Origin of the sequence: Marinobacter sp. KMM 10035 (assembly GCF_046537445.1) — a bacterium.
GTDB lineage: Bacteria > Pseudomonadota > Gammaproteobacteria > Pseudomonadales > Oleiphilaceae > Marinobacter > Marinobacter sediminicola.
On sequence record NZ_JBBVMG010000002.1, the window covers coordinates 97,445 to 108,826 of the forward strand.

Annotated in this window: 9 protein-coding genes; 6 read left to right on the plus strand and 3 right to left on the minus strand. The window is 54.0% G+C overall.

The window, feature by feature from the left end; translation table 11 throughout:
• Positions 1-13: 13 nt before the first annotated feature.
• Positions 14-1,702, plus strand: coding sequence for an ABC transporter permease (locus AADB16_RS12400; RefSeq protein ID WP_309044333.1), 1,689 nt, complete (start codon positions 14-16; stop codon positions 1,700-1,702).
• 6 nt (positions 1,703-1,708) lie between these two features.
• On the opposite strand, the gene AADB16_RS12405 is transcribed toward AADB16_RS12400, so the two are convergent.
• On the minus strand, positions 1,709-2,200 hold the full coding sequence (locus tag AADB16_RS12405; protein WP_410803737.1) for a thioesterase domain-containing protein: 492 nt from the start codon (positions 2,198-2,200) through the stop codon (positions 1,709-1,711).
• Positions 2,201-2,327: 127 nt separating this feature from the next.
• Positions 2,328-3,995 (minus strand): AMP-binding protein, encoded by a 1,668-nt coding sequence (locus tag AADB16_RS12410; RefSeq protein WP_309044331.1) that lies wholly within the window; start codon positions 3,993-3,995, stop codon positions 2,328-2,330.
• 241 nt (positions 3,996-4,236) lie between these two features.
• Here AADB16_RS12410 and AADB16_RS12415 point away from each other — a divergent pair, with 241 nt between their 5' ends.
• From AADB16_RS12415 to AADB16_RS12425, 3 genes are all read left to right on the plus strand, one after another.
• Positions 4,237-5,211, plus strand: coding sequence for an ABC transporter substrate-binding protein (locus AADB16_RS12415; RefSeq protein WP_309044330.1), 975 nt, complete (start codon positions 4,237-4,239; stop codon positions 5,209-5,211).
• 69 nt (positions 5,212-5,280) lie between these two features.
• A complete protein-coding gene (locus AADB16_RS12420) occupies positions 5,281-6,183 on the plus strand; it encodes an ABC transporter permease (RefSeq protein WP_298446897.1) in 903 nt (300 codons plus the stop codon).
• Between the two features lie 9 nt (positions 6,184-6,192).
• Positions 6,193-6,987 (plus strand): ABC transporter ATP-binding protein, encoded by a 795-nt coding sequence (locus AADB16_RS12425; RefSeq protein ID WP_298446896.1) that lies wholly within the window; start codon positions 6,193-6,195, stop codon positions 6,985-6,987.
• A 50-nt stretch (positions 6,988-7,037) separates the two neighbouring features.
• Here the strand turns inward: AADB16_RS12425 and AADB16_RS12430 are convergent, their stop codons facing one another.
• The gene (locus AADB16_RS12430; RefSeq protein WP_410803740.1) at positions 7,038-7,856 is read right to left on the minus strand and encodes a DUF6160 family protein; all 819 of its coding nucleotides are present in this window, start codon (positions 7,854-7,856) and stop codon (positions 7,038-7,040) included.
• A gap of 619 nt (positions 7,857-8,475) precedes the next feature.
• On the opposite strand from AADB16_RS12430, the gene AADB16_RS12435 reads away from it, so the two are divergent.
• Together AADB16_RS12435 and AADB16_RS12440 are read left to right on the plus strand one after the other, a co-directional pair.
• Positions 8,476-10,620: an adenosylcobalamin-dependent ribonucleoside-diphosphate reductase gene (locus AADB16_RS12435; protein ID WP_410803741.1), complete on the plus strand. Its 2,145-nt coding sequence runs from the start codon at positions 8,476-8,478 to the stop codon at positions 10,618-10,620.
• 29 nt (positions 10,621-10,649) lie between these two features.
• Positions 10,650-11,345 (plus strand): NrdJb, encoded by a 696-nt coding sequence (locus AADB16_RS12440; protein ID WP_200371165.1) that lies wholly within the window; start codon positions 10,650-10,652, stop codon positions 11,343-11,345.
• Positions 11,346-11,382: the final 37 nt, after the last annotated feature.

An 11,382-nucleotide genomic window follows, 5' to 3' on the forward strand; every position in this document is an offset into this window, starting at 1 on the left:
CAACAGGAACCCTATGAGCGAGGTCGCGACCAGCGTTAACCCCGGGCTAACCCAGCCCTTGCTGGCAAAGCGAACCTCACGCCGTTGGTTGGTCAGTGCTGCACTCACCACTGCCATTGTCGCGCTGCCGGTTCTCACCGTTATTTTTCTGGCCTTTTTCCCTGAAGAAAACATCTGGCCACACCTGCTGGATACAACCTTACCCCGCTACCTTGTAACCACCATTAAGCTCATGGCCGGTGTCGGTGCCATTACTCTGGTAATCGGCCTTGCAACCGCCTGGGCCGTCACCATGTGCGAATTTCCGGGGCGCAAGTTCTTTGAATGGGCGATGTTGTTGCCGTTTGCGGTTCCGGCGTATGTTATCGCCTATGTATACACCAGCCTTCTGGATTATGCCGGCCCGGTACAAGGTGCCCTGAGGGATGTGTTTGGCTGGACCAGCGCCGCCGATTATTGGTTCCCGGAAATTCGCAGTCTGGAAGGGGCCACGTTAATGATCGGCCTTGTGCTTTACCCATACGTTTACCTTCTTGCCCGTGCCGCCTTTCTGGAACAGTCGCCCTCCCTGTTTGCCGTTAGCCGCAGCCTTGGCCATTCAGCGTTGAGCACTTTTTTCAAAGTGGTTCTACCCATCGCCCGCCCTGCCGTCGCTGTAGGTCTTTCACTGGTATTAATGGAAACACTGAACGACTTTGGCACCGTCGATTTCTTTGCCGTACAAACGCTCACCGCTGGCCTGTTTGATACCTGGATGAACCTGGGCAACCTGGGCGGCGCCGCGCAAATTGCCACCACCATGCTTATCTTCGTTGTTATTCTGGTCACCCTTGAACGCTATTCCCGACGACGCCAGCAACAATTCGCAGCGCGAGACAACCGCGACCCTATTCGCCGCTTTACCATGTCGTTCCCCCGGCAGCTGATCTGCGTTGCTGTTTGCGCCGTGCCAGTGGTGCTTGGCTTTGTCGTTCCCGGCGTCACGCTGAGTGTTTATGCATGGGAGTATTTTGGTGAAAGCTGGAACCCGGATTTCGTGCGCAACACATTTAACAGCCTGTTCCTTTCTGGAACCGCGGCCCTGACCACCCTTTTGATCGGCGTAACCCTTGCGTATAGCCGCAGGCTTCACAATACCCGCGGCATGCAGGTGCTCATGCGGCTTTCAAGCCTGGGATACGCCATGCCGGGTGCTGTGCTGGCCGTGGGTGTGATTGTGCCCCTGGCGGGTTTTGATAACTGGCTGGACAGCCTGATGCGGGATTACTTCGGTGTGAGCACCGGCCTGCTGCTGAGCGGCTCGGCCTTCGCCATCGTATTTGCGTATACGGTGCGCTTTCTTGCGGTCTCCGCCGGCAGCGTCGAAAGCGCACTGCAAAAGATTACCCCGAGTATGGACATGGCCTCGCGGTCACTGGGCAACAGCCCCGGCAAAACATTGGTGAAGGTGCACCTACCCATGTTGCGCGGCACCCTTGTAACCGCCGCACTGGTGGTGTTTGTGGACTGCATGAAGGAACTACCAGCCACGCTGATACTCCGGCCCTTCAACTTTGAAACTCTGGCCACCTACGTGTACCAGTTTGCCTCTGATGAGCGCCTGTACCACAGCGCTCTGCCTGCCCTGATTATTGTATTGGCCGGTATTATTCCCATCATTCTGATGAGCCGATCCATCTCCAACTCCCGCTCTATGGCCTGATACACCTCAAAGCTGCGGGGGCATCTTTGATCGGGCGTCCTGAACCACGAACCGGCCCTGAAACACCGCCACCGGATCACCCTGGGGCAAAGGGTTAGGTTTGCCGCAGAACACCTCTGTGGTCAAATCCAGACGGCCCTTACCGTGCCTTGCCAGGCTTTTCCTGAAGCGCTCCGGAATTTCATCCCCAGGTAGGCGACAAATGGCGTAGAAGTCAGAGGTAACTGGCTCAAGGTAATCAATGCTCCCCGTTTGCACCACCACACTCCCCTTCAACCCGAGATCAGCCAGCGCAAGCTCCGTGACCCCCCAGGCTGCGGTTACGGCCACTGAATAAACGCTACCACCAAAACCAGTACCTTGGTGATTGATGTTGGGCGCAAGCGGGGCGCTGAGAAGCAACGAGCTGCCATCCCATGAATGCAGTTGAATGCCTAGCGCGCGAGAAAGCGGAATTTCCTCATGGATGCGCCGTTGGAACGCGGAAAGCTGAGCCATAAACCCCTCCTGATGTGAGTTAATTCTATGCCCGCCACTCGTCTTTCCCAATGCGACCAATGTCGGTTCCAAAACGCATCAGGCCCAGCGTGAGCCGGGCCTGATTTGAAACAAAACGGATTGCGCGTTACTGCCAAACTACCTTCTTCTTCTGCGCATACCACTCGTTTACTTTGCCTTCGTAAGTATCCTCCACCACGTTCCGCTTCAGCTTCAACGTTGGTGTAAGGAAGCTGTTTTCGATACTCCACTCATCGCTAACAATAATAACGAACGCCAGTTGCTCATGGGGATCCACAGTTTTGTTCACCCGTTCAACCAGCTCCGTCAGTTCCGCCTCAAGCTCCTTCCGGAAGTTCGCATCGCCTACCTTGGGCCGAACGCCTTCCGCCAGTTGAATCATGGCATAGGGCTGGGTTTGATTGGCACCCGACACGCACACCAGCTCGATAGACTGGTTTGCCATCAACTTGTTTTCAATGGGCGCGGGAGCAATGTACTTCCCTTTGCTGGTCTTGAAGATTTCCTTCATCCGGCCGGTAATTTTCAGGCGGCCCATCTCGTCAATTTCACCCTTATCGCCGGTTCTCAGGAATCCGTCTTCGGTAAAGGCCTCTTTGGATTTTTCCTCATCCTTGTAGTAACCCATCATAGTGGCCGGGCTCTTCACCAGAATTTCACCCTCCTGGCTAATCTTGGTGTCTACGCCGGGCATGGATTCACCCACATAACCGGTGCGGGAGCGCCCAGGCTTGTTGATATGGGAATAGGCAAAGTTCTCCGACATGCCGTAGCCTTCAAGTAACTCCAGGCCAAGGTTGCGATACCAATCCAGCACATCACCGGCCAGCGGCGCAGAACCACTACCGGCCAACTTGACCTTATCCAGGCCCAGCCCAGTGAGAACCTTCTTTTTGATCAGCTTGTTCACCACAGGAATCTTCAGCAGCGTATTCAGCTTTTTCTGTGGCAGCTTCTGCAGAACACCCTGCTGGAACCTGACCCAAAGGCGCGGAACCGAGAGGAACAGAGTTGGCTGCGCGCGCTTCATATCATCAACAAAGGTGTCGAGAGATTCCGCAAAGAACAGGTGAAAGCCAGCATACAGCGATGCAAGCTCAACAAACGTACGCTCAAACACATGAGCAAGAGGCAAGTAAGACAGCATGCGCTCATTGGGGCCTACCTGCAGCACATCCATACCACCTTCCGCCGCGTATGCCATATTGCGGAAGCTGAGCATGACGCCCTTGGGCCGCCCGGTACTACCGGAGGTGTAAACGATGGTTGCCAGTTCGTCTGCATCACGCTGAACGTTTTCTTCCAGCGGCGGGTACTTGGCAACAATATCATCCCAGGTTTCGAAATCGTTAGGCGGGCTCAGGGGGAAGGAAATGCAGCGAACAGATTCAGGAACGCCCGGCTTCATCATATCCCAGTCGTCGAGCTTGCCCACAAACAACACGTCGCACTCCGCGTGATTCAGCACGTAATTGACCGTGTCAGCGTTGAGCGTTGGATACAAAGGCACGGAAATATGGCCCGCCATCCAGATTGCCCAGTCGGTCATAATCCAGTGCGCGCAGTTTTTGGAAATCAGGCCTACTCGGCTCTTTTCCGGAAGATTGAGCGACTTCAAATACGACGCCATTCGGCGGGCCTCGTCGACCGCTCTACCCCAAGTGTATTCAACCACCTTCCCATCTCCGATGGGCTGTGTCATATACAGGGAGTTCGATTTAGCCGTTTCCCAGTGATAGACCATATCCAGGGGCAATTTATTTTTAGTTGGCATGGACTTTCCTTACGTACGTTATTTGATTTATAAGGGCATTATTTAGACTTTAGTAGCATATTTCAACACATTATGGCGGGCCAAAGCGTGACACAAGCCTGCTGAACAGAAACTCAACCGGAGAATAACGAATCAGACTGCAAACACGTTAGCACGCTCTAACAACAAGTGGGTGAGGCTGTGATAAACTCCCGCACCTTAACAACTCGAAATACCGTATCAAACCTCGGAGATGGGCAATATGGCCAAGAAAACACTGCGCACCCTGCTGGGCGCGTCACTAATGGCACTGACAAGTCTTTCAATGGCCGCGGAACCGCGTGTTGTCGCTATTACACAGATTGTGGAGCACCCTGCTCTCGATGCTGTTCATCAAGGTGTGAAAGATGAACTGGCTGCACAGGGTTTTATTGAGGGTGAAAACCTCAAACTCATGCACGAAAGTGCCCAAGGTAACTCCGCTATCGCCTCCCAGATTGCCCGTAAATTTGTGGGCGATAACACCGACGTGATTGTGGCCATCGCAACACCGTCTGCACAAACCGTTGCCGCCGCTGCCCGGAATATTCCGGTCGTGTTTGCAGCCGTAACAGACCCGGTCGGCGCTAAACTCGTAAAAACTGCTGAAGAACCCGGCGCGAACATAACCGGCGTAAGCGACATGTTGCCGATCGACAAGCACATCGACATGCTGCTGCGCATGGTTCCGAACGCCAAGCGTATCGGCACCGTATATAACCCCGGTGAAGCCAACGCAGTGTCCCTAATTGAACTGCTTGAAGAGCGCCTTGAAGCCCGCGGTCTGACTCTGGTTAAAGGTGCTGCCACCAAGACCTCCGAAGTACTCGGTGCAGCGCGCTCCCTGGTGGGCAAAGCCGATGCTATTTACCTGACCACCGACAACACCGTGATCAGCGCCGCTGAAGCCGTAATCTCTGTGGGCGAGCGCGCCAAGATCCCGGTATTTGCCGCCGACACAGCCACTGTTGCCCGTGGTGCCGTTGCCGCACTGGGCTTTGATTACTACGACCACGGCCGCCAGGCAGGCGTTATGGTTGTGCGCATCCTTAACGGTGAAAAGCCAGCTGGCATGCCGGTAGAAACCATGGAAAAACTCAACCTGTTTGTAAACCCCGAAGCCGGTGAGCGCATGGGCATCACCCTGCCAGACGACGTACTCGCAGAAGCTGCTGAAGTGATTAGTAGTGGCAAGTAACACCTGACTTACACGGGCGGGTTCTGTATAAAGGGCCCGCCCGTTTTTCTTCCACAGTGAATCTTTCCCATGCTCAGTGAAATTGCATTTTACGGCGCAGTCGAAACTGGCCTTATTTATGGCTTGGTTGCGTTCGGTATCTACCTCTCTTTTCGTGTACTCGATTTTCCGGATCTGACCGTTGATGGCAGCTTCCCCCTTGGCGCAGCCGTTGCAGCCGTCCTTATTATGGAAGGCTGGAACCCTTGGCTGGCAACCGGTTCTGCCGTCCTTGCCGGCATGGCCGCCGGTGCAGTTACTGCGATACTCAACGTAAAACTGAACATCCTGAACCTGCTGGCATCCATCCTCACGATGATTGCCCTCTACTCCATCAACCTCCGGGTTATGGGGCGGCCAAACATAGCGCTACTAGGTGAAGAAACCGTACTCACCCCCTGGTACTCGCTGGACATCGCCTACCACCAGGTGCCGGTATTGCTGTTTGCGATCGTGATTGTTGTCGCCCTTATTCTGCTCTGGCGCTTCATGAAATCTGAAACCGGCCTGGCCATGCGCGCCACCGGAGCTAACGCCAGAATGGCCCGCGCCCAAGGCATCGCCACCGGCGCCATGATTATTCTTGGTGTTGCCGTATCCAACGGCCTGGTTGGCCTGGCAGGCGCTCTGTTTGCCCAAAGCCAGGGCGCTGCCGATGTAACCATGGGCGTTGGCGTCATTGTTATTGGCTTGGCCTCACTGATTGGTGGTGAAGCGGTTATCACGCCTTCAACCGTTGTGCGCGCGCTGATTGCCTGTGTGGTTGGTGCCATTATCTACCGCCTGGCCATTGCCTTTGCACTGAACGCCGATTTCCTTGGCCTGCAGGCGCAAGATCTGAACCTGATTACCGCTGTGCTGGTTACCCTGGCAATTGTATTGCCTGGTGTTCGCACCTCTCTGGTAAACAAACTCACCCGCAAAAAGGCCTGAGGAGGCACTATGATCAGCGCAACCGATCTCCGGCTTACCTTCGGCAAGGGCACTCCACTGGAGAACCCTGCACTGCGAGGCATGAGCCTGACCGTAAATCAGGGTGAATTTGTTACCGTGATTGGCAGTAACGGCGCCGGCAAGTCCACCTTCCTGAACGCTCTGGCAGGTGAAACCCTGGTGGATAGCGGCACCATCGTGGTCGACAACGTAAACGTTACCAAACTGCCAACCCACAAGCGCGCGGGACGAGTGGCACGAGTCTTTCAGGACCCTCTCGCAGGCACCTGCGAAGGCTTGAGCATTGAAGAAAACCTCTCGCTCGCCATCAAGCGTGGCCAGTTCCGTGGGTTGGGCACCGCCGTTAAAAAACAGTACATGGACAAATTCCGGGAAAGCCTTTCCTCGTTGAACCTCGGGCTGGAAAACCGCCTTGGCGACAAAATGGGCCTGCTCTCCGGTGGCCAACGCCAGGCCGTAAGCCTGTTGATGGCAAGTCTTACTCCATCGGCCATTCTATTGCTGGACGAGCACACCGCAGCACTGGACCCCAAAACAGCCGCCTTTGTTTTGGAACTCACCACCAAGATCATCAACGAGCAGAAACTGACGGCTCTGATGGTCACCCACAGCATGAAGCAGGCGCTGGAAGTGGGCACCCGCACAGTCATGCTGCACCAGGGCCAGGTGGTGTTCGATATTGCAGGCAAAGACCGGGAAGGTCTGGAAGTTAAGGATCTTCTGGAGCTGTTTGAAAAGCAGCGAGGCCTAACGGTAGACGACGACAGTTTACTGCTCGGCTAACAAAAAAGCGGGAGCCTTGAGCTCCCGCTTTTTTGTTACTGCACCAACCCTTAGTGACCGTAGATACGCATCGACGTATTGGTAATCGCAAGGTCATCCACAAAAATACTGCCTATGGACTGCTGGCCAACAATCAGTTCATCTATCCCGATATCCGCCCGGAACGACGGCATCTCAATCGCCAAAGACGACCAACCGTTAGAGAACCGAGCGCCTTCGTAGATATAGAGATCCACTTCAGCAAACAGATCCAACGGGCTGGGGAAAGAGCGATCGTAATCGGCACCGGTAATTTGCATGCCGCGAACACCAATCGCCAGGAACGGCACATCAAACTCCATGGTCTCAATCGCGAAGGCCGTTCTGAAGCGCATCACATCCGTTGCTGTATCGATGTGAATCGAGCCACGCCCCATTAAGCCCTCCGCAAAAAAGTTGCCAATCAGATCGGTGTAGTTGTTACTTCCGTCTGTGGCAGCCAAATACCAGGCACCTGTGGTGATACGGAAATCCACCGCAGCAAAGTTTGTGGGCACGATATTAATTGCTGCATCGCCATCCGCGAGCACATCGATATCAATCCGGATATTGTCCAACCGATCAGTACCGGTTGGCCCGGCAATCCCGCCAAACCCGAAGAAATCCGTGCGTTCGGCACCGCCAATACTGATGTTTTCGATAGCCAGCGCACCTTCATCGAAATAAAGGAAGCGGCCGATATCGATTTTCGTTTCAAGTTCAATACTTACACCCGCCTGCCCCGTGATGTTACCCATCATGGAATCATCCAGGCGCTGTATGTCAGCCATGGCTGCAGGTGTGACCCCCGCAATACACAGCGCTAGCAATGTAGGTTTCAGGCCCTTCATTGTTCGTTTCCTTTTTATAGTCGTTATTACATCCTGTGGGCCACTGCGGTTTTCGACGCCACGTCGCTACTTTAGCGACACGTGCGATTTGAATACGTGCAAGAGTCACAAATAGTGTGTATTTACTAGGTAAAACAACCAACTTCGCGCATTTTTTGATCACAACATGTAGTAATTTCCATTTTTTGAACCCAAGCGACGGATTTACCGAACTTTTATTTCTTGCAAGCCATTTTCCATTGATTTTCTTTGCAAGAAGTCACATCTCAATAGCTCCGCTTAAATTCACAAACCACTATATCCTGTTATACTCACCCCACAATAATCCCATATATAGGGCAAACTACTTCCTAGCAAACCTGCACCAAAGCAAGCATACTAGCGGCCAAAGCCCCGAGATGAGCGCTTACGGGGTTGTTTTCCGGGTGTAGTTATCAGGTACCGGAGCACTACAGCAGGTTCTCGCGAGCACCACATATAGTGTTTCATCGGCGAAACATAAACGCCGTACAAAGATCAAGAGCACAAGCGCAGGTTTAGCAAACTTTTACAGGGAAATGGCACCGCCGAAAGGGTGCCATCGACAGACAACAGTCATATTTGAAGATTGAGGGTGGCAATGAACGCTAAGGCTAAAGCAGAGGCAGTGGTTACAACGATTCCGATGCAGGAAACTTCGCTGGATATCTGGAACAGTAAATACCAGCTGAAAACGAAAACCGGCGAACCTGTAGACAAGGACATCGACGCCACGTATCACCGCGTTGCGGTAGCTCTGTCTCAGGTAGAGAACAAAAATGTTCGTGCCGAGCAGATGAAGAACTTTGCCTGGGCTCTTAAAAACGGTGCCATTCCTGCAGGCCGGATTACCTCCAACGCCGGTGCCGAAGCGCACAAACCTGCAACCTCCACCATCAACTGCACCGTATCTGGCTCCGTTCAGGATTCCATGAACGACATCCTGGAGAAAAACCACGAAGCAGGCCTCACCCTCAAGGCAGGCTGTGGTATCGGTTATGAGTTCTCTACCCTGCGCCCCAAAGGTGCTTACGTTGCCGGCGCCGGTGCAACCACATCTGGCCCACTGTCGTTCATGGATATCTTCGACCGCATGTGCTTCACCGTATCCTCTGCCGGTGGTCGCCGCGGTGCGCAAATGGCAACCTTCGATGTTCACCACCCGGATGTAATCGACTTCATCCAGGCCAAGCGTGAAGACGGCCGCCTGCGCCAGTTCAACCTGTCCCTGCTGATTACCGAAGACTTCATTGAAGCCGTTCGTAACGACAGCGACTGGCACCTCTCCTTCCCGGTAACCGAGAAAGAAGTCGCAGAAGAAGGCCTGGATCTGACCGACCCAAGCCAGTTCGTGTACCGCGACTTCCCCATACTGGACGGCTACGTGGTTAACGATGAAGGCAAGGTGGCGTGCCGTATTTACCGCACCCTGAAAGCCCAGTTCATCTGGGACACCATCATGACCTCCACCTACGATTATGCAGAGCCCGGCTTCATCCTGATCGACAAGGTCAATCAGATGAACAACAACTGGTTCTGTGAAGACATTCGCGCCACCAACCCCTGTGGCGAACAGCCCCTGCCCCCTTACGGCAGCTGCCTGCTGGGCTCTGTGAACCTGACCATGTTTGTGGACTACCCGTTCACCGACAAAGCCAGCTTCAACTATGAAAAGTACCGCAAGGTTGTGGGCATCTTCACCCGCATGCTGGACAACGTAGTAGAAATCAACGGCCTGCCGTTGCCTGAGCAACGCCACGAAATACACTACAAGCGCCGCCACGGCATGGGCATTCTGGGCCTGGGCTCAACCCTCGCCATGCTGCGTATGCCCTACGGTTCGTCTGAATCCGTACAGTTCACCGAAGACGTAGTACGTGAAATGGCTGTAGAAGGCTGGCGCCAGTCTCTTGCCCTTGCGGAAGAGAAAGGCGTTGCGCCGATCATGAACGACGACTTTGAAATTACCCCTAAAATGATGGGCAAAAACCCACAACTGGCCAAAGATGGCCACAAAATTGGCGATAAACTGCCAGGCCGCGTACTGCACGCCAAGTACAGCCGCTACATGCAGGAAATCGCCAAGGTAGAGCCTGAACTGGTTGAACAGCTGGCTGAAAAAGGTGGTCGTTTTACTCACCACACCTCTATTGCACCAACAGGCACAATCAGCCTGTCGCTGGCCAACAACGCCAGTAACGGCATAGAGCCAAGCTTCTCGCACCATTACGCCCGTAACGTAATCCGCGAAGGCCGTAAAACCAAAGAAAAAGTCGACGTGTTCTCCTTCGAGCTGCTGGCCTACCGCCACCTGGTAAACCCCGGTGCCATGCCCTTCTCAGACGAAGAAGACAAAAAGCTGCCCAGCTACTTCACCACCGCAGATGATGTAAGCCCGGCACAGCACGTAGACATCCAGGCCGCCGCCCAGAAGTGGGTGGATTCTTCGATCTCCAAAACCGCAAACGTGCCTACTGATTTTGAATATCAGGAATTCAAAAACATTTACCTCTACGCCTACGACATGGGCCTGAAAGGCTGCACCACCTTCCGCTTTAACCCGGAAGCCTTCCAGGGCGTACTGGTAAAAGAGAAAGACCTGGAAAACACCCTCTACGAGTTCACCCTCGACGACGGTAGTAAAGTAGAGCTGAAAGGCAACGAACAGGTGGAGTACGACGGCGAAATGCACACCGCCGCCAACCTGTTTGACGCGCTTAAAGAAGGCACCTACGGAAAGTATTGATCCGGAACACCGACACAGGACATAGAGACATGACAGTTAAAATCAGCAACAAAATCGTCGGCTACCGGGTAAAGAAAGCCGACACAGATGCAGCCAGCCCACAGCCGGCAGCACAGCCAGAAACCTCACTGGTACAAATGAATGAGTACATCGAGCGGCCAGAGTTTCTTGTAGGCACCACCTACAAGATCAAACCGCCCGTGGCCGAGCACGCGATGTACATCACCATTAACGACATCATATTGAACGAAGACACTGACCACGAAAGCCGTCAGCCGTACGAAGTGTTCATCAACTCCAAATCCATGGAGCACTTCCAGTGGGTAATCGCCCTCACCCGCGTAATCTCTGCGGTATTCCGCAAAGGCGGCGACCTGACGTTCCTGGTTGAAGAACTGCGCTCGGTATACGACCCCAACGGCGGCTACTTCAAAAAGGGCGGCGTATTCATGCCCTCCCTGGTAGCTGAAATTGGCGCGGTAATCGAGAAGCACCTGAAGGCCGTAGGCTTGATGGAAAGCGAGGAAATGAGCGAAACCACCAAGCGCATCCTCGCGGAAAAGCGTGCAGAGTTTGAAGCCAATAACGCCAAGGCAACGAACGACGACAAAGCTGGCGACTTCCCACCCAACGCCACCATGTGCGGCAAGTGCAGCACCAAGGCGGTGATTGTGATGGACGGTTGTGCGACTTGCTTGTCTTGTGGGGATAGTAAGTGCGGTTGAGGTAACTCGGCAGCATGAGAAACAGGAAGGCCCGGAG